General features: G+C 62.7%; 19 protein-coding genes. 6 read left to right on the forward strand and 13 right to left on the reverse strand.

The features are described 5' to 3' along the window. Nucleotides 1-287: 287 nt before the first annotated feature. Nucleotides 288-2,357, forward strand: a complete 2,070-nt coding sequence (locus tag AC07OT_RS20980; RefSeq protein WP_495108954.1) for an AsmA family protein — start codon at nt 288-290, stop codon at nt 2,355-2,357. Nucleotides 2,358-2,486: 129 nt separating this feature from the next. Here AC07OT_RS20980 and AC07OT_RS20985 read toward each other — a convergent pair whose 3' ends face one another. Further along, nucleotides 2,487-3,017, reverse strand: a complete 531-nt coding sequence (locus tag AC07OT_RS20985) for a ferritin-like domain-containing protein (protein ID WP_027607715.1) — start codon at nt 3,015-3,017, stop codon at nt 2,487-2,489. 176 nt (nt 3,018-3,193) lie between these two features. Here AC07OT_RS20985 and AC07OT_RS20990 point away from each other — a divergent pair, with 176 nt between their 5' ends. Then, on the forward strand, nt 3,194-4,084 hold the full coding sequence (locus tag AC07OT_RS20990; protein WP_027607716.1) for an esterase/lipase family protein: 891 nt from the start codon (nt 3,194-3,196) through the stop codon (nt 4,082-4,084). Here the strand turns inward: AC07OT_RS20990 and AC07OT_RS20995 are convergent. After that, on the reverse strand, nt 4,081-4,959 hold the full coding sequence (locus tag AC07OT_RS20995) for a DMT family transporter (RefSeq protein ID WP_115486380.1): 879 nt from the start codon (nt 4,957-4,959) through the stop codon (nt 4,081-4,083). The genes AC07OT_RS20990 and AC07OT_RS20995 overlap by 4 nt on opposite strands. A 97-nt stretch (nt 4,960-5,056) precedes the next feature. On the opposite strand from AC07OT_RS20995, the gene AC07OT_RS21000 reads away from it, so the two are divergent. The 3 genes from AC07OT_RS21000 (at nt 5,057) to AC07OT_RS21010 (ending at nt 7,376) form a co-directional block, all read left to right on the forward strand. After that, nucleotides 5,057-5,845, forward strand: a complete 789-nt coding sequence (locus AC07OT_RS21000) for an AraC family transcriptional regulator (RefSeq protein ID WP_495108955.1) — start codon at nt 5,057-5,059, stop codon at nt 5,843-5,845. A 71-nt stretch (nt 5,846-5,916) separates the two neighbouring features. After that, nucleotides 5,917-6,219 carry a PsiF family protein gene (locus AC07OT_RS21005; RefSeq protein WP_010213547.1) on the forward strand — a complete coding sequence of 101 codons (303 nt, stop codon included), beginning with the start codon at nt 5,917-5,919 and terminating at the stop codon, nt 6,217-6,219. A gap of 143 nt (nt 6,220-6,362) precedes the next feature. Further along, complete coding sequence (locus AC07OT_RS21010) at nt 6,363-7,376, forward strand: AI-2E family transporter (protein WP_027607720.1); 1,014 nt, start codon at nt 6,363-6,365, stop codon at nt 7,374-7,376. A gap of 141 nt (nt 7,377-7,517) precedes the next feature. Here AC07OT_RS21010 and AC07OT_RS21015 read toward each other — a convergent pair whose 3' ends face one another. Beyond that, entirely contained in the window at nt 7,518-8,786 is a 1,269-nt protein-coding gene (locus tag AC07OT_RS21015) for an Hsp70 family protein (RefSeq protein WP_495108956.1), read from the reverse strand. Nucleotides 8,787-9,024: 238 nt separating this feature from the next. Between AC07OT_RS21015 and AC07OT_RS21020 the strand changes: the two genes are divergently transcribed. Further along, the gene (locus AC07OT_RS21020) at nt 9,025-9,963 is read left to right on the forward strand and encodes a DnaJ C-terminal domain-containing protein (RefSeq protein ID WP_027607722.1); all 939 of its coding nucleotides are present in this window, start codon (nt 9,025-9,027) and stop codon (nt 9,961-9,963) included. A 46-nt stretch (nt 9,964-10,009) separates the two neighbouring features. Here the strand turns inward: AC07OT_RS21020 and ureC are convergent, their stop codons facing one another. From ureC to urtB, 10 genes are all read right to left on the reverse strand, one after another. Further along, nucleotides 10,010-11,710: an urease subunit alpha gene (gene ureC / locus AC07OT_RS21025; protein ID WP_495108957.1), complete on the reverse strand. Its 1,701-nt coding sequence runs from the start codon at nt 11,708-11,710 to the stop codon at nt 10,010-10,012. A gap of 111 nt (nt 11,711-11,821) precedes the next feature. Further along, nucleotides 11,822-12,127, reverse strand: a complete 306-nt coding sequence (locus AC07OT_RS21030; RefSeq protein ID WP_027607724.1) for an urease subunit beta — start codon at nt 12,125-12,127, stop codon at nt 11,822-11,824. Beyond that, nucleotides 12,124-12,657 (reverse strand): GNAT family N-acetyltransferase, encoded by a 534-nt coding sequence (locus AC07OT_RS21035; RefSeq protein WP_027607725.1) that lies wholly within the window; start codon nt 12,655-12,657, stop codon nt 12,124-12,126. Before AC07OT_RS21035 ends, AC07OT_RS21030 begins: the two co-directional genes overlap by 4 nt. Nucleotides 12,658-12,662: 5 nt before the next feature. Continuing rightward, nucleotides 12,663-13,175 carry a GNAT family N-acetyltransferase gene (locus AC07OT_RS21040; RefSeq protein ID WP_495108958.1) on the reverse strand — a complete coding sequence of 171 codons (513 nt, stop codon included), beginning with the start codon at nt 13,173-13,175 and terminating at the stop codon, nt 12,663-12,665. 9 nt (nt 13,176-13,184) lie between these two features. Continuing rightward, nucleotides 13,185-13,487 carry an urease subunit gamma gene (gene ureA / locus AC07OT_RS21045; protein WP_003171437.1) on the reverse strand — a complete coding sequence of 101 codons (303 nt, stop codon included), beginning with the start codon at nt 13,485-13,487 and terminating at the stop codon, nt 13,185-13,187. Between the two features lie 146 nt (nt 13,488-13,633). Next, the gene (locus AC07OT_RS21050; RefSeq protein ID WP_495108959.1) at nt 13,634-14,473 is read right to left on the reverse strand and encodes an urease accessory protein UreD; all 840 of its coding nucleotides are present in this window, start codon (nt 14,471-14,473) and stop codon (nt 13,634-13,636) included. Between the two features lie 33 nt (nt 14,474-14,506). Further along, the gene (urtE, locus tag AC07OT_RS21055; protein ID WP_065940908.1) at nt 14,507-15,205 is read right to left on the reverse strand and encodes an urea ABC transporter ATP-binding subunit UrtE; all 699 of its coding nucleotides are present in this window, start codon (nt 15,203-15,205) and stop codon (nt 14,507-14,509) included. 12 nt (nt 15,206-15,217) lie between these two features. After that, the gene (gene urtD, locus AC07OT_RS21060; protein ID WP_174562753.1) at nt 15,218-16,051 is read right to left on the reverse strand and encodes an urea ABC transporter ATP-binding protein UrtD; all 834 of its coding nucleotides are present in this window, start codon (nt 16,049-16,051) and stop codon (nt 15,218-15,220) included. Continuing rightward, the gene (gene urtC / locus AC07OT_RS21065) at nt 16,048-17,115 is read right to left on the reverse strand and encodes an urea ABC transporter permease subunit UrtC (protein WP_495108960.1); all 1,068 of its coding nucleotides are present in this window, start codon (nt 17,113-17,115) and stop codon (nt 16,048-16,050) included. The genes urtD and urtC overlap by 4 nt, the downstream gene beginning before the upstream one ends. Next, nucleotides 17,115-18,617, reverse strand: a complete 1,503-nt coding sequence (gene urtB / locus AC07OT_RS21070; RefSeq protein WP_495108961.1) for an urea ABC transporter permease subunit UrtB — start codon at nt 18,615-18,617, stop codon at nt 17,115-17,117. The genes urtC and urtB overlap by 1 nt, the downstream gene beginning before the upstream one ends. Nucleotides 18,618-18,654 lie beyond the last annotated feature (37 nt).

The raw sequence follows: 18,654 nt of genomic DNA on the forward strand, positions 1-18,654 counted from the left end.
AGTTCATAAACACAATGGTAATAATCAACAGAATTGATTGTTCGTCAGGGAGGCTCTAGATCGGGCCTCTCAAGCACGCGGTTTTGCACCGAGGTGGGTATTTTCGACACGAACATGGGTAACAATGGTGCGCCGTGGATGATCGAATCTGTCGAAACGGTCAGGAAAGCAGGTTTTCAAGGGTAAATCGGAGATTGGGTTAAACCCACGAGCGGTTTGCCAGTCGTAGTTTTATAAGCTGTCCTACAGGTGTTGGTTCAGCCGGTCGTATTCAGGAGTCCTGTGCAATGACGCGCACTCGTAAAATCGTCATGTGGAGCTGCGCCAGCTTCGTTGTGTTAATCGCTGTGGTGGTAGTGGTCCTGGTGTTCTTTGACTGGAACCGCATCAAACCGCCCCTCAATGCCAAAGTCTCCGAAGAACTGCATCGTCCGTTTGCCATCAACGGCAACCTGGCGGTGGTGTGGGCACGTGAGCCCGATGAAGGCGGCTGGCGTGCCTGGGTGCCGTGGCCCCATGTGATTGCCGAGGACCTGACCCTGGGCAACCCCGACTGGTCGAAAAAACCGCAGATGGTCACGCTGAAAAAGGTCGAGCTGCGCATTTCGCCGCTGGCGTTGCTGGTGCAGCGCGTGGTGATCCCGCGTATCGACCTCACCGAGCCGAGTGCCGAGTTGCAGCGCCTGGCCGATGGCCGCGCCAACTGGACGTTCACGTTCGACCCCAAGGACCCCGACGCCGAACCTTCCAACTGGGTGGTGGACATCGGCGCCGTCGGGTTCGACAAGGGCCACGTAACCCTCGACGACCAGACCCTCAAGACTCAGCTGGACGTGATCATCGACCCCCTGGGCAAGCCGATCCCGTTCGGCGAGATCGTCGGCGACGCCGATGCCAGGAAGGCCCTGGAAAAAGGCTCCGCGCCCCAGGACTATGCGTTCGCCCTCAAGGTCAAGGGCCAGTACCACGGCCAGAAGCTCGACGGCAGCGGCAAGATCGGCGGCCTGCTGGCCTTGCAGGACGCGGCCAAGCCGTTTCCGCTGCAAGCCCAGGTCAAGATTGCCGATACCAGCATCGCGTTGGCCGGCACCTTGACCGACCCGTTGAACCTCGGCGCCCTGGACCTGCGCCTGAAACTGTCCGGCAGCAGCCTGGGTAACCTCTACCCGCTGACCGGCGTCACCTTGCCGGATTCGCCGGCCTACTCCACTGACGGCCACCTGATCGCCAAGTTGCACGAGGCCAGCGGCGCGTCATTCAGCTACGAGAACTTCAACGGCAAGATCGGCAACAGCGATATTCACGGCAGTCTCGCCTATGTCGCCAGCCAGCCACGTCCCAAGCTCAGCGGTGCGTTGGTGTCCAACCAATTGCTGATGAGCGACCTCGCCCCCCTGATCGGTGCCGACTCCAACGCCAAGCAAAAAGCGCGTGGCGGTGAGAGCAAACAGCCGGCGACCAAAGTGCTGCCGGTGGAAGAGTTCCGCACCGAGCGCTGGCGCGACATGGATGCCGATGTGGAATTCACCGGCAAACGCATCGTGCACAGTGCCGAGTTGCCCTTCACCGACCTCTATACCCACCTGGTGCTCAACGACGGCGAACTGAACCTGGAACCGCTGCGATTCGGCGTCGCCGGCGGCAGGCTGGATGCGCAGATTCGCTTGAACGGCCGCACCACGCCGATGGAAGGCCGCGCCAAACTGACTGCGCGCAACTTCAAGCTCAAACAGTTGTTCCCGACCTTCGAACCGATGAAAACCAGCTTCGGTGAACTCAACGGCGATGCCGATCTTTCCGGGCGTGGCAACTCCGTCGCGGCGCTGCTGGGCACCTCCAACGGTGACCTGAAGATGCTGATCAACGACGGCGCCATCAGCCGTGGCCTGATGGAAATTGCCGGGCTCAACGTTGGCAACTACGTGGTGGGGCGCCTGTTCGGCGACAAGGAAGTGAAGATCAACTGCGCGGCGGCGGACTTCGGGATCAAGACCGGCCTGGCAACCACGCGCTTGTTTGTGTTCGATACCGAGAACGCGATCATCTATATCGATGGCACCGCCAACATGGCCACCGAACAGCTCGACCTGACCATCACCCCAGAATCCAAGGGTTTCCGCCTGTTTTCCCTGCGTTCGCCGTTGTATGTCAACGGCCCGTTCATCAAGCCCAACGCGGGTGTAAAAGCCATTCCCCTGGCCCTGCGTGGCGCGGGCATGGTGGCACTGGGCGTGATCGCCGGCCCGGCAGCGGGCCTGTTGGCGCTGGTGGCACCGAGCGCCGATGCGCCGAACCAGTGCGCACCGTTGTTGCAGCAGATGAAGGAAGGCAAGGCGCCGAAGACGGTGAAAGGCTAGCAGATAGAGCACAAACCCCAATGTGGGAGGGGGCTTGCCCCCGATGACGGAGTGTCAGTCACCAGATGCAGTGGCTGAAACGACGCATCGGGGGCAAGCCCCCTCCCACATTTTTTTGAATTGCGCTGCTTAGAGACTTTCGAGGATGTCGGCCATATCGTCCGCATGCTCTTCTTCCTGAGCCAGGATCTCTTCAAACAGACGGCGCGTGGTCGGATCCTTATCACCGATGTACTGGATGATTTCGCGGTAGCTGTCCACCGCGATCCGCTCGGCCACCAGGTCTTCGTAGACCATTTCCTTCAAGCTGTTACCGGCCACGTATTGGGCGTGGGAGTTCTTCGACAGCAGGTCCGGGTTGAACTCCGGCTCGCCGCCCAGCTGCACGATGCGTTCGGCGAGTTTGTCGGCGTGCTCGGCTTCCTGGGTGGCGTGTTCGAGGAATTCCTGCGCGGCGACGGCCGCTTTAACGCCGCTGGCCATGAAGTAGTGACGCTTGTAGCGCAGCACACACACCAGTTCAGTGGCCAGGGAGCCGTTGAGCAGGCGGATGATCTCTTCGCGGTCGGCGTCATAGCCCTCGGTCACGGCACCGTTTTCGACGTTCTGGCGGGCGCGGCTGCGCAGGGTCGCAACGTCAGTCAAGTTTGCTTCAGTCATCTCAATCTCCTGGGGCTAATCCGGTTTTACGCCACGCTCTGTCGGCGTGATCGCTCCCAGTTGTGAGTCACGGGCGCAGCAAAAAGTTTTATTGGATTTGCCAGGCGTGTCATCAGCGCGTCGCCGGAATTGGGCTAGCCTGCCATCATCCTCTCTTGATCAAGGACGTTCGCTTCATGTCGCAGTCGTTAGCCACGCGTTATCCCTTGGTGCTGGTGCCCGGCATGCTGGGGTTCGTGCGCCTGGGGTTCTTCCCCTACTGGTATGGCATTGTCCCGGCACTGCGGGCGGGTGGGGCGCAGGTGTTTCCCATCCAGGTGGCGCCGCTGGACTCCAGCGAGGTGCGTGGCGAGCAGTTGCTGGCGCAGATCGAGCGCATTCGCCTTGAGACCGGCGCCGACAAGGTCAACCTGATCGGCCATAGCCAGGGCGCGCTAACCGCCCGTTATGCGGCGGCCAAGCGCCCGGAGTGGGTGGCGTCGGTGACGTCGGTGGCCGGGCCCAACCACGGTTCGGAACTGGCGGACCATATCCACGCCCATTATCCGGCCGACAGCGTGAAGGGCCGGCTGATGAGCGCGCTGTTTCATCTGGTTGCAACGGTGATGAGCCTGCTGGAAACCGGCTATCGCGGCCCGCGTTTCAAGGCGGACTTGCAGGCGTCCCACCATTCCCTGACCAGCGCAGGCGTGGCGCTGTTCAACCGCAAGTATCCCCAAGGGTTGCCGCATACCTGGGGCGGGCACGGGGCGGAGGTGGACAATGGCGTGCGCTACTACTCATGGTCTGGCACCTTGCAACCGGGCAAGACCGATCGCGGACGCAACCTGCTGGACGGGACGAATCGAAGTTGCCGATTGTTCGCCCGCAGCTTCGTGCGCGAGAAGGGCCAGTGCGACGGCATGGTCGGGCGCTGCAGCTCGCACCTGGGGCGGGTGATCGGCGATGACTACGCCCTGGACCACTTCGACATCGTCAACCAATCCATGGGCCTGGTCGGCAAGGGCGCCGAGCCGATTCGGTTGTTCGTCGAGCATGCCCAGCGCCTGAAGGCGGCCGGGGTTTAAGCCTGGCGGCGCACTGGCGTGGTCCAACGCTCCGACAAAATCACCCCGCCCAAGGTCAGCAAGCCGCCCACCAGGTGATACAACGCCAATTCTTCCCTGAGCACCACGGCCGCAATCAATGCGGTAATCAACGGCAGCAGGTTGAAAAACAACGTGGTGCGGCTGGGGCCCAGGGTCTTCACCGAGTGCATCCACGCCAGTGGCGCCAGCATCGAAGCCAGCAAGCATGCATAGAGCACCAGCGGAATATTCGTCCAGCCCAGGCCGGCTTTTGCCGAGAACAGAAACAGCGGAAACAGCACCACCACCGCCACCAGCACCTGCAAATACAGGAGCACCAGCGGCGGCAGGCGCAGTTGCCATTTTTTCAACAGGGTGCTGTAGACCGCGTACGCCAGGGTCGCGACCAGCATCATCGCATCGCCCAGATTCACGCCGTGCTGCAGCAACGCGCCGAGGCTGCCGGCCGACACCACCACCACCACCCCTGCGAATGACAGCACCGCCCCCGTCAGTGCGCCAAAGGTCAGGCGCTGGCCCAGGCTGATGATGGCCGCCGTCAAGGCCATCAACGGCATCAACGACAGGATGATGCCCATATTGGTGGCGCTGGTCAGCGAGGCAGCGTAGTACGCCAGGCTCTGGTACACCGCCATGCCCAGCACGCCAAGGATGCCGATCTTGCCCAGGTTCGGGCGGATCAGCGGCCAGTGGGCGATGACCGGCTTGAGCATGAACGGCGTGAAGAGCAGGGCCGCGAGCAACCAGCGATAAAAGCCGATTTCAGCCGGGAAGATCGAACCCACGGCCAATTTATTGACCACGGTATTGCCGGCCCAGATAAAGATGGCCAGCAGGGGATACGCGTATTGCATCGAAAGAAACCAAGTGTGTTGATGAGGCCGGATTATCCCTTGTCTGGATCGAAGCCTATACTGCGATCCAGACAAACGACCTCTATATCCAGACAATATGGCCAGACACACCGTACGCCTCGCGGATTTTGCCCGCCTGCCAAGCCCCGTGTACTTCCGCTACTCCGACTTTGCCCCCGACACGGAGTGCACCCCGCACCAGCATGTCTGGGGCTCACTGGACTACTCCGCCAGCGGCGTGATGCGCATGGAAGTGGCCGGCAACCGCTTTATATCGCCGCCGCAGTACGCGGTGTGGGTCCCACCCAGTACCGAACACAGCTCCTACAACGCCGAGGCGATTGTCTACCGTTCGGTGGGCCTTTCGCCGCCGCTCTGCGAGCACTTGCCCAAGCAGCCTTGCACCCTGGCCATCAGCGACATCCTCAAGGCCATCCTCAGCGACTTCGCCCAGCGTGACGTCAACATCCCGCACACCGAGGCCGACATCCGCCTGGCCCAGGTGCTGGTCGATCAGCTCAGGCAGGCGCCGATCCACGAGGGTTTTTTGCCCTACGCCCGCCACCCCGGGCTGCTCGGCGTGTTGGAAGGCATGCAGGCCGACCCCGCTGACAACCGTCCCCTGGCGCACTGGGCCGAACAAGTGCATGTCAGCGAGCGCACCCTGGCGCGGCAATTTGTGCGTGAGCTGGGCATGAGCTTTGGCGAATGGCGCCAGCGCCTGCGCTACCTCGCCGCCATCGAAGCCCTCGACAGCGAGCGCAGTGTGCAAAATGTGGCGTTTGACCTCGGCTACAGCAGCGCCTCGGCGTTTATCGCGATGTTCCAGCGCCAGGCCGGCTGCACCCCGGAGCAGTACCGGCGGACGAATATTCGTAGCCGATGAAGATGTAACAAGGTTTGGCTACACTGCTGGGTAGGCCGTGCCTCCCGGCACGGTAACAGGGAGAAAACTCCATGAAGATGCTGCGTATTCCGTTGTTGATGATGGGCCTGCTGCTGTGTTCCCAAGGCTTTGCCGCCACCGCCCAGCAAAACAAGATGACCACCTGCAATGCCGAAGCCACTACCAAGACGCTCAAGGGCGACGAGCGCAAGGCTTTCATGAAAACCTGCCTGTCGGCGCCGGCGGCCAATGATGCGAAGACGCTCACCCCGCAACAGCAGAAGATGAAGGATTGCAATGCGTCGGCGAAAACCAAGGCGCTGACCGGCGATGCCCGCAAGACGTTCATGAGCACCTGCCTCAAGGGCAGTTGAGTACGCGAATCCCCTTGTGGGAGGGGGCGACTATTCGACTTGCCCCCTCCCACACTTGATCGTATTCGCAACCTATCCACTCGCTTGATTCTCTCAAGGCTGGCAGACTGCCCATCCTTTAACGCCGTTCGTTTTGAGGCTGTATGCCAACGTTTTCTCAGCGTCACGTGTTATTGCTGGCCAGCTACATCATCATTTTCGGCGGGTTGCTGCTGGTATTGCCGCTGAAATTGCTGCCCAGCCTGCTGGCCGGCCTGTTGGTCTATGAACTGGTCAACATGCTCACCCCCCAACTGCAACGGCTGATCGAAGGGCGCCGCGCGCGCTGGCTGGCGGTGGCCTTGCTCGGCACCCTGATCGTCAGCGTGCTGGCCCTGATCTTCGCCGGCGCCATCAGCTTCCTGCTTCATGAGGCGGAAAACCCCGGGGCTTCCCTGGATAAATTCATGGGCGTAGTCGACCGCGCGCGCGGCCAACTGCCGCCGTTCCTCGATGCCTACCTGCCCGCCAGCGCGGCCGAGTTCCGCGTAGCCATCGGCGACTGGCTGAGCAAGCACCTGAGCGAACTGCAACTGGTCGGCAAAGACGCCGCCCACATGTTCGTTACCCTGCTGATCGGCATGGTGCTCGGTGCGATCATCGCCCTGCAGCGGGTGCCCGACCTGACCAAGCGCAAACCCCTGGCAGCCGCGCTGTTCGACCGCCTGCACCTGCTGGTCCAGGCCTTTCGCAATATCGTCTTCGCGCAGATCAAGATCGCCGCGCTCAACACCGCCTTCACCGCCGTGTTCCTCGCCGTGGTGCTTCCGCTGTGCGGCATCCACCTGCCGCTGACCAAGACCCTGATCGTGCTGACCTTCCTGCTCGGCCTGTTGCCGGTGATTGGCAACCTGATGTCCAACACCCTGATCACCATCGTCGCGCTGTCGTTGTCGATCTGGGTGGCGGTGGCGGCGCTGGGGTATCTGATCGTGATCCACAAGGTCGAGTACTTCCTCAACGCGCGCATCGTCGGCGGGCAGATCAGTGCCAAGTCGTGGGAGTTGCTCCTGGCGATGCTGGTGTTTGAAGCGGCGTTTGGTTTGCCGGGGGTGGTGGCGGGGCCGATTTACTATGCGTATCTGAAGAGTGAGCTGAAGCTCGGGGGTATGGTTTAAGGCGTGTGTTGCCTGGGCGGGCCCCATCGGGGGCAAGCCCCCTCCCACATTTAATGTGTCTACACCGGTCGACTTGTGAACACGGTCAGTGTGGGAGGGGGCTTGCCCCCGATGAAGTCACCACGGTATTTCAGGTGAAACTCAGCAGCCGTAGCGCTTGCTCGCCTCAATCGCCAAGCCACTGCCAATGCTGCCAAAGATATTGCCTTCCACATGCCGGGCATTCGGCAGCATGGCCGAGATGCTGTGGCGCAGCGCCGGGATGCCGCTGGAACCGCCGGTGAAGAACACCGTGTCCACCTGGGCCACCGCTACCGAAGCATCGGTGAGCAACTGCGTCACGCTGTTGCGCACGCGCTCCAGCAAGCCATCGATGGCCGACTCGAACAGCGCGCGGCTCAGGTCCACGCTCAACCCCGCTTCAACCCGGTCCAGCGGCACGTGGCGGCTGTCTTCGTGGGTGAGCTGGATCTTGGTCTCTTCCACTTCCATGGCCAGCCAGTGCCCGGCGCGCTGTTCGATCAGCTTGAACAGGCGATCGATGCCGCCGGTGTCTTCGATGTCATAGCGCATGCTGCCCAGGGCCAGCTGGGATTTCTGCGAGTACACCGAGTTGATGGTGTGCCAGGTCGCCAGGTTCATGTGGTGGCTGGTGGGCATGTAGGCACCGCTTTTCATGCGGCTGCCATAGCCGAACAGCGGCATCATGCCGGCCAGGGACAGTTGCTTGTCGAAGTCGGTCCCGCCGATGTGCACGCCGCCGGTGGCGAGGATGTCGTCCTGGCGGTTGTCGTTGTGGCGGCGCTCCGGGGACAGGCGCACCAGCGAGAAGTCGGACGTACCTCCGCCGATGTCGACGATCAGTACCAGCTCTTCCTTCTCGATGGTGGACTCGTAGTCGAACGCAGCGGCAATCGGTTCGTACTGGAACGAGATGTCCTTGAAACCGATCTTGCGCGCCACGTCGACCAGGGTGTTTTCGGCTTCCTGGTCGGCCATCGGGTCGTCATCGACGAAAAACACCGGGCGGCCCAGCACCACTTCTTCGAATTCGCGGCCGGCGGTGGCTTCGGCGCGGCTCTTGAGCTGGCCGATAAACAGCGCCAGCAGGTCGGTGAACGGCATCGCCGTGCCCAATACGCTGGTGTCGTGCTTGATCAACTTGGAACCCAGCAGGCTCTTGAGCGAGCGCATCAGCCGGCCTTCGTAGTTCTCCAGGTATTCGTGCAGGGCCAGGCGACCGTAGACCGGGCGGCGCTCCTCGAAGTTGAAGAACACCACCGACGGCAGGGTGATCTTGTCGTCCTCCAGCGCGATAAGCGTTTCCATGCCGGGGCGGATCCAGCCGACGGTGGAGTTGGACGTGCCGAAGTCGATACCGCAGGCACGGGCTGGGGATGGGTTTTTCATGTCTATCGGGTTCCGGTTGAAAAACGGCCGCGCAGTGTATGCCAGTCGAGGGCGGATGCGTAGGCCGACCATCCGTTAAATCGTGCTTGAAAGTTCAGCATTCGCCCCCACATCTGGTGCATACGGCAAGCGCCGATAACACTTTGACGCACCCCCAGGCCACAAGACTCAACAGGTGCAAACCAGCGCACGTTGTGCCCCGGGCTGTGCGATCTCGATTAAGGATGGTGAACCGCCGATGGATTTCAAAGACTACTACAAGATTCTGGGTGTCGAGCCGAGCGCCGATGACAAGGAAATCAAGGCCGCCTATCGCAAGCTCGCGCGCAAATATCACCCGGACGTGAGCAAGGAAAAAGACGCCGAAGCCAAGTTCAAGGACGCGTCCGAAGCCTATGAAGCGCTTAAAAGCGCCGACAAGCGCGCCGAATACGACGAACTGCGCAAATACGGCCAGCATGGCCAGCCGTTCCAGGGCCCGCCAGGCTGGCAGAGCCGTGGCGGGTTTGGCGGTGGCCAGGGCACCGAGGATTTTTCCGACTTCTTCAGCTCGATCTTTGGCGGGCGTGGCGATGCCTTCGGTGGCGGCCAGCGCCGTCCAACCGGGCGTAAAGGCCAGGACGTGGAGATGCAGCTGTCGGTGTTCCTCGAAGAGACACTGTCCACCGAGTCCAAGCAGATCAGCTTCCAGGTGCCGCAATACGACGCCTCGGGCCGGCATGTCAGCAACACCACCAAGAGCCTGAACGTGAAGATCCCCGCCGGCGTGGCCGACGGTGAGCGTATTCGCCTCAAGGGCCAGGGCGCACCGGGTGTTGGCGGCGGGGCCAACGGTGACCTGTACCTGATCGTCAAGTTTGCGCCGCACCCGAAGTTCGAAGTGGACGGCGAAAACCTGATCATCAACCTGCCGCTGGCGCCGTGGGAGTTGGCGTTGGGCGCGGAAGTGGCCGTGCCGACCCTGACCGGCAAGATCAACCTCAAGGTGCCGGCCGGCAGCCAGAACGGCCAGCGCATGCGCGCCAAGGGCCATGGCTTGCTGAACAAGGCCGGGCAGCGTGGCTTCCTGTACGTGCAGCTCAAGGCGGTGATGCCACCGGCAGGCGATGACGACGTGAAGGCGTTGTGGCAGGAGCTGGCCAAAAAAGCCGCGTTCAATCCGCGCGAGCAGTTCTAAGGGGATTTGTGGTGAGGGCACAAGCTCCCTCACCACAGGTTTCAAGTCAGAACAGGAAATACCGCTGCGCCATCGGCAACACATCCGCCGGCTCACACCACAGCAGCACCCCGTCGGCCTTGACCTGATAGGTCTGTGGGTCCACCTCGATATCCGGCAGGTAATCGTTGTGGATCAGGTCGGTTTTCTGCACATCGCGACACCCTTTCACCACCCCAATCTGTTTCTTCAGTCCCAGGGCTTGCGGCAAGCCTGCGTCCAGGGCTGCCTGGCTGATAAAGGTCAGGCTGGTGGCATGCAATGAGCTGCCGAAACCGGCGAACATCGGGCGATAGTGCACCGGCTGCGGGGTGGGGATCGACGCATTGGCATCGCCCATCAGGCTGGACGCAATCGCGCCGCCCTTGAGGATCAGGGTCGGCTTGATGCCGAAAAACGCCGGACGCCACAGCACCAGGTCAGCCCATTTGCCCACTTCGATGGAGCCGACGATATGGCTGATGCCGTGGGTGATCGCCGGGTTGATGGTGTACTTGGCGATGTAGCGCTTGGCGCGGAAGTTATCGTTGCCCGGGCCGTCACCGGGCAGGGCGCCGCGCTGTTTCTTCATCTTGTCGGCGGTCTGCCAGGTGCGTGTGATCACTTCACCGACGCGGCCCATGGCCTGGCTGTCGGAGCTGATCATCGAGAACGCGCCGAGGTCGTGCAGGATGTCTTCGGCGGCGATGGTCTCACGGCGGATGCGGCTTTCGGCGAAGGCCACGTCTTCGGCAATGCTCGGGTCCAGGTGATGGCAGACCATCAACATGTCCAGGTGCTCGTCGATGGTGTTGCGCGTGAACGGCCGCGTCGGGTTGGTGGAGCTGGGCAGCACGTTGGGAAAGCCGCAGGCCTTGATGATGTCCGGCGCGTGGCCGCCGCCGGCACCTTCGGTGTGGTAGGTGTGGATGGTGCGGCCCTTGAGAGCGGCCAGGGTGGTTTCGACAAAGCCGGATTCGTTGAGGGTGTCGCTGTGGATCGCCACCTGTACGTCGTACTGGTCGGCGACGCTCAGGCAGTTGTCGATGCTGGCGGGCGTGGTGCCCCAGTCTTCGTGCAGCTTCAAGCCGATGGCGCCGGCCTTGACCTGTTCGATCAACGGCTCGGGCAAGCTGGCGTTGCCCTTGCCGGTAAACCCGATGTTCATCGGGAACGAGTCGCTGGCCTGCAGCATGCGCGCCAGGTGCCAGGGCCCGGAGGTGCAGGTGGTGGCGTTGGTGCCGGTGGCCGGCCCGGTGCCGCCGCCGATCATGGTGGTGACACCGCTGGTCAGCGCCTCTTCGATCTGCTGTGGGCAGATGAAATGCACGTGGGAGTCGATGCCGCCGGCGGTGAGGATCATGCCTTCGCCGGCGATCACTTCGGTGCTGGCGCCGATGGCCATGGTCACGCCGGGCTGGATATCCGGGTTACCGGCCTTGCCGATCGCGTGGATGCGGCCGTTCTTCAAGCCGACGTCGGCCTTGACGATGCCCCAGTGGTCGATGATCAGCGCGTTGGTGATCAGGGTGTCGACGACTTCATGGGCGAGCAATTGGCTCTGGCCCTGGCCGTCGCGGATCACTTTGCCGCCGCCGAATTTCACTTCTTCGCCGTAGACGGTGAAGTCCTGCTCGACTTCGACGAACAGCTCGGTGTCGGCCAGGCGGACCTTGTCACCGAGGGTGGGGCCGTACATGTCGGCGTAGGCTTGGCGGCTGATTTTCATGTGTGTGCCCTGAAATATTTGTGTTGAATGTGAAATCGCTATCGGGGGCAAGCCCCCTCCCACCTTTGGAATGCGTTCCCCTGTGGGAGGGGGCTTGCCCCCGATGAGGCCCTAAAGGTCACCCATGATCCGCCCGGCAAACCCGAACACCCGCCGCCCGCCGCTCAAATCCACCAGCTCGACCTCACGGCTCTGCCCCGGCTCGAACCGCACCGCCGTGCCCGCCGGAATATTCAGGCGCATGCCACGGCTCAATGGGCGGTCAAATGTCAGCGCGTCATTGGTCTCGAAAAAATGGTAGTGCGAACCCACCTGGATCGGCCGGTCGCCGCTGTTGGCCACACTGAGGGTGACGGTGCGTCGGCCGACGTTGAGTTCGATCTCGCCAGGCTGGATCTGATATTCGCCAGGAATCATGCAGGTTGCCCCAGGGTCTTGAAGTAGATGGCGGTCGGGCTGTAGCGCCCGTCCGGGCTTTGGCAGTAGTCGGGCAGTTCACCGATCTTGGTGTAGCGCAGCGACTGGTAGAAGGCTTCGGCAGGCGAGCCGGCTTCGGTGTCCAGGTACAGCAGGCCGCGCTTGTGCTGGCGCGCGGCGAGTTCCAGGGTGTTCATCAATTGTTGGCCCAGGCCGTGGCGCCGCGCGTTGCTGTGCACCAGCAGCTTTTGCACTTCGGCGCGGTTCAGGCCGTTGGCTTTCTGGCACAGCGCCAACTGCACGCTGGCGATCACCTGCTCATCGCGCACCACCACCCACAGCAACAGGCTGGCGTCTTCAATGCTCGCCTGTACGCCGTCCAGATAGGCACGGGCCTGGGCCTCATCGAAGTCGGCCATGAAACCCACCGACGCACCGTGCTTGACCGCATCCAGCAACAGCTCGATCAGGCCCCGACGGTAGTGGGCAAAACTTTCAGCATTGACTCGACGCAGTTGCGCGGCGTTCATCGAACTCACTCCTTGGGCGGTTGCGCGCCCGGATTCAATGTCAGTTGCATAAAGGTCAGGTCCAGCCAGCGGCCGAACTTGATGCCCACCTGAGGCATTTGCCCGGTGGTGACGAAACCCAGGCGCTCATGCAGACGGATCGAGGCCTGGTTGCCGCTTTCGATGGCCGCCACCATCACGTGTTTGCCACAGGTTCTGGCGCGTTCGATCAGGGCCTGCATCAGCCGTGGGCCGAGGCCCTTGCCGCGCTGGTCGTTGCGTACATACACCGAGTGTTCGACGCTGTAGCGAAAGCCTTCGAACGGGCGCCAATCGCCGAATGAGGCGTAACCGGTGACTTCATCGTTCTCCATCGCGACCAGGATCGGATAGCCTTGGACCTGGCGCGCATTGAACCAGGCCTGGCGGTTAGCCAGGTCCACCGGTTGTTCGTTCCAGATTGCCGTGGTGTTGAGTACCGCGTCGTTGTAGATGTTGCGGATCGCCGGCAGGTCTTGCTCGGTTGCATCACGAATCATGGCCAGCCCTCACGCAATCGGCTGGTGGACGGTCACCAGCTTGGTGCCGTCGGGGAAGGTGGCTTCCACCTGGATATCCGGGATCATTTCCGGGATGCCTTCCATCACCTGTTCACGGCTGAGCAGGGTGGTGCCGTAGTGCATCAGGTCGGCCACGGTGCGGCCATCGCGGGCGCCTTCCATCAAGGCGGCGGAGATATAGGCGATGGTTTCCGGGTAGTTGAGCTTCACACCGCGCGCCAGGCGCCGTTCGGCGACTAAGCCGGCGGTGAAGATCAGCAGTTTGTCTTTTTCCCGTGGGGTCAGGTCCATGGTTCAAGGTCCTTCAAAGAATGCATTCTTAAATACAACAGAGATCAAGTGTGGGAGGGGGCTTGCCCCCGATGGGGGGTGTCAGGCAATACATCTTTCACTGACCCACCGCCATCGGGAGCAAGCCCCCTCCCACATTTTGATCTTCATGTGCTCCATATTCGTGGTGAAACTGCTTCCCGTCCTAGCACCGCCGGGCGTAACAATTTCCATAAATTAATCAACCACCCCCGCGCCAGCAGCGCTTCACTGGCCAGGCAGCGGGCGACCAGCAAGCCGGGCAGTTGGGTCAGGTCGCCGCGCACGGCGTGGGGCAGGGCGCGGCAGCGTTCGAGTAATTCGGGCTCGATGTCGCCGGTCACCAGCAGGGTGGCGAACACCGGTTGGCCATCCAGGCCGATGGGCGAGTCGAGCAGGCCATCGGCGCCCACAATGCGCTGGCGCTCGTGCCAGAGCAACTGGCCGTCGCGGCGGATATCCAGGTGCGATTGAAAGTGGCCCAGGTCGAAGCGCTCGCCACTGGCCGGGCGCCCCAGGGCGATCACGTCCCAGTAGAGCAGCCGTGCATCGCCGTGCAGGTCGATGCGGGTGCTGAGTTCGGCCTGGGCGGCGCTGAACACGATGGTTTCCTGGGGCAGCCATTCCAGGGTCGCGCCGGCCTCCACGGTGAGATCAAGTTGCTGATACGCCGGACCGCTGGCGCGATACCACTTCGCCGCGCCGGGGCTGGTCAATTGCGCCCAGGCACCCTCGGCGACATGGGCGCGGATGTCCAGGCGGTCGCCGCCGGCAATCCCGCCGGGCGGGTGCACGATGATGTGCTGGCACACCTCGGGGCCTTCGGCGTACAGGTGCTTTTGCACCCGCAGCGGGCCAAGGTGACGGCGCATCACCGGGCGCGTGGTGTCGCCGAAACGCGCGTAGCCGAGGTCCAGCTCGGCGTGCCAGCTGGGGGTGAACAGGGCAGGGGAAACGGGCAGGTTCATGGTTTCTTGTGCTTATCGTCAGGACGCTACAGGTTAGATGGTAACCAAACCGCGCACACCCTCACTCTCCATATTTTCACCACGGCCCTGCTGCACGATTTCACCGCGCGACATCACCAGGTACTGGTCGGCCAGTTCGGCGGCAAAGTCGTAGAACTGCTCCACCAGCAGGATCGCCATATCGCCGCGCGCCGCGAGCTTCTTGATCACGGCGCCGATCTCCTTGATCACCGAAGGCTGGATGCCTTCGGTGGGCTCATCGAGGATCAACAGGCGCGGGCGGCTGGCCAGGGCGCGGCCGATGGCCAACTGTTGCTGCTGGCCGCCGGACAAATCGCCGCCGCGTCGGTGCTTCATTTGCAGCAAAACCGGGAACAGTTCATAGATAAACGCCGGCACTTCCTTGGCTTCGGCACCGGGGAAACGCGACAGCCCCATCAACAGGTTTTCTTCCACCGTCAGCCGCCCGAAAATCTCCCGGCCCTGGGGCACGTAGGCGATGCCGGCGTGCACGCGCTGGTGCGGCTTGAAGCCGGTGATGGCCTTGCCCTCCCAGTTCACCACGCCTTCCTTGGCCGGCAGCAACCCCATCAGGCATTTGAGCAGGGTGGTCTTGCCCACGCCGTTACGGCCGAGCAGGCAGGTGACTTCGCCGATCTTCACGTCAAAGGACAGCCCGCGCAGGATGTGGCTACCGCCGTAGTACTGGTGCAGCTTGTCGACTTGCAGCATGTTCAGTTCTCCTTAGCGACCGAGGTACACCTCGATCACCCGCTCATTTTCCTGCACCTGTTCCAGCGACCCTTCGGCCAGCACGCTGCCCTGGTGCAACACGGTGACGTGATCGGCAATCGAGCCGACAAAGCCCATGTCGTGTTCCACCACCATCAACGAATGCTTGCCCGCCAGGCGCTTGAACAGTTCGGCGGTGAATTCGGTCTCGGCGTCGGTCATGCCCGCCACCGGTTCGTCCAGCAGCAACAGTTGCGGGTCTTGCATCAGCAGCATGCCGATTTCCAGGAACTGTTTTTGCCCGTGGGAGAGCAGCCCGGCGGGCCGATGCACCGAAGCGGTGAGGCGGATGGTGTCGAGCACTTCATCGATACCATCCTTTTGCTCACCGCTCAGGCGCGCACGCAGGCTGGCCCACACCGACTTGTCGGTCTTCTGCGCCAGCTCCAGGTTTTCGAACACGCTCAGGGCTTCGAACACCGTGGGCTTCTGGAACTTGCGGCCGATACCGGCCTGGGCGATCTGCACTTCGCTCATGCTGGTCAAGTCGAGAGTTTCGCCAAACCAGGCCTTGCCGTGGCTGGGCCGGGTCTTGCCGGTGATCACGTCCATCAGGGTGGTCTTGCCCGCGCCGTTGGGGCCGATGATGCAGCGCAATTCACCGACGCCGATGTACAGGTTCAAGTCGTTGAGCGCCTTGAACCCATCGAAGCTGACGCTGATATCTTCCAGGGTCAGGATGGTGCCGTGGCGGGTGTTCAGGCCGGTGCCTGCGGCCTGGCCGATGCCGATGGCATCACGGCCGCTGCCCGCGTCGAAAATAGGTTCGAGCATGACGTTCCTCATTTCTTCAACAGCCCGATAACGCCCTTGGGCAGGTACAGGGTGACGATGATGAACAGCGCCCCGAGGAAGAACAGCCAGTACTCCGGGAAGGCCACGGTGAACCAGCTCTTCATGCCGTTGACCACACCGGCGCCGAGCAACGGCCCGATCAGCGTGCCACGCCCGCCCAGGGCCACCCACACGGCGGCTTCGATGGAGTTGGTCGGCGACATTTCACTCGGGTTGATGATGCCCACCTGCGGCACGTACAACGCGCCTGCCAGGCCGCACAACACCGCGCTCAGCACCCACACGAACAGCTTGAAGCCGCGCGGGTCGTAGCCGCAGAACATCAGGCGGTTCTCGGCATCGCGCAGGGCGGTCAGCACCCGGCCGAACTTGCTCCGGGCCAGGCGCCAGCCGATGTACAGGCTCGCCACCAGCAGCACCACCGTGGCCACGAACAGCACGGCCCGCGTGCCCGGTTCGGTGATGCCGAAACCGAGGATGCTGCGGAAGTTGGTGAAGCCGTTATTGCCACCGAACCCGGTCTCGTTGCGAAAGAACAACAGCATCCCGGCAAAGGTCAGCGCCTGGGTCATGATCGAGAAATACACGCCCTTGATCCGCGAGCGGAAGGCGAAAAAACCGAACACCAGCGCCAGCACGCCCGGCGCCAGCACCACCAGGCACAGGGCCCACAGGAAGTGCTCGGTGCCGACCCAATACCAGGGCAATTCGGTCCACGACAAAAACGTCATGAACGCCGGCAGCTCAGTGCCTGCGGCCTGGCGCATCAGGTACATGCCCATGGCATAACCGCCGAGGGCAAAGAACAGGCCGTGGCCCAGGGACAACATCCCCGCGTAGCCCCACACCAGGTCCAGGGCCAGGGCGACAATGGCGTAGCAAAGGATCTTGCCCACCAAGGTCAGGGTGTAGGCCGATACATGCAGCGGGTTTTCCGGCGACAGCAGCGAGCACAACGGCAGGGCCAGCAGCAGCAACAGCACCACCGCGCCGACTGCAATCGTCACCTGGGGGCCGGCCTTTTGCGTGGCCGTAAGCATCAATGGCTGGTTCATCAGTCGATCACCCGTCCTTTCAGTGCGAAGAGTCCCTGCGGGCGTTTCTGGATAAACAGAATGATCAGCGCGAGGATCAGGATCTTGCCGAGCACGGCACCGATCTGCGGTTCCAGGATCTTGTTGGCGATACCCAGGCCGAACCCTGCCATCACGCTGCCGGCCAACTGGCCGACGCCGCCGAGCACCACTACCAGGAACGAGTCGATGATGTAGCTCTGGCCCAGGTCAGGGCCGACGTTGCCGATCTGGCTCAGCGCCACGCCGCCCAAGCCCGCGATACCGGAGCCCAGGCCAAATGCGAGCATGTCCACCCGCCCGGTGGGTACGCCGCAGCAGGCGGCCATGTTGCGGTTCTGAGTCACGGCGCGCACGTTGAGGCCCAGGCGCGTCTTGTTCAGCAGCAGCCAGGTGAGCACGACCACAAACAGCGCGAAGGCGATGATCACGATGCGGTTGTAGGGCAGCACCAGGTTGGGCAGCACCTGGATCCCGCCGGACAGCCACGCAGGGTTGGAGACCTCGACGTTCTGCGCGCCGAACACCAGGCGCACCAGTTGGATCAGCATCAGGCTGATGCCCCAGGTGGCGAGCAGGGTTTCCAGCGGGCGCCCGTACAGGTGACGAATCACCGTACGCTCCAGGGCCATGCCGATGGCGGCGGTGACGAAGAACGCCACCGGCAGTGCGATCAACGGGTAGAACTCGATGGCCTGGGGCACATAGCGCTGCATCAGCAACTGCACCACATAGGTGGAGTAGGCGCCGAGCATCAGCATCTCGCCGTGGGCCATGTTGATCACGCCGAGCAGGCCGAAGGTGATCGCCAGGCCCAGGGCCGCCAGCAGCAGGATCGAGCCCAGGGACATGCCGCTGAAGGCCTGGCCGAGGATCTCGCCCAGCATCAGTTTGCGTTTGACCTGGGCCAGGCTGGTCTCGGCGGCGGTGTGCACGGCGGCGTCGGTTTCCACCCCGGGCGCCAGCAGCGCTTCGAGGCGCGTGCGGGCCAGCGGGTCGCCGGTACTGCCAAGCAGACGCACGGCGGCGAGGCGCACGGCCGGGTCGGTGTCGACCAGTTGCAGGTTGGCCAGGGCCAGGCTGAGGGCGGAGTGCACGTCCTCATTTGTCTCGGCGGCGACCTGCTGGTCGAGGAATTTGAGTTGCGCCGGTTGCGCGCTTTTTTGCAGGGTGCGTGCCGCGGCCAGGCGCACCTTGGGGTCGGCGGCGAGCAGTTGCTGGCTGGCCTGCACGTTGTCGATCAAGCCGCGCAGGCGGTTGTTCAGGCGTACGGTCCTGGTTTCACCGTTGAGCGTGAGCTGGCCTTGTTGCAGGGCGTCCACCAACTCGATGCGCGCCGGGTCGGGCCGGGCGGCCCAGTCCTGGAGGAGCTTGGCTTGTTGCGTCGGGTTGGCGGCCAGGAAGTCTTCGGCGTCGCCGGCATGGGCCGCCAAAGGCAGCAATAGCAGGGCCGTGAGGATGAAACGGTGCAGGGCAGTGGGCATACAAATTGTCCTGATCGTACGCGGTCAATTGTGGGAG

The organism is Pseudomonas sp. GW821-FHT09C10, from assembly GCF_059418085.1.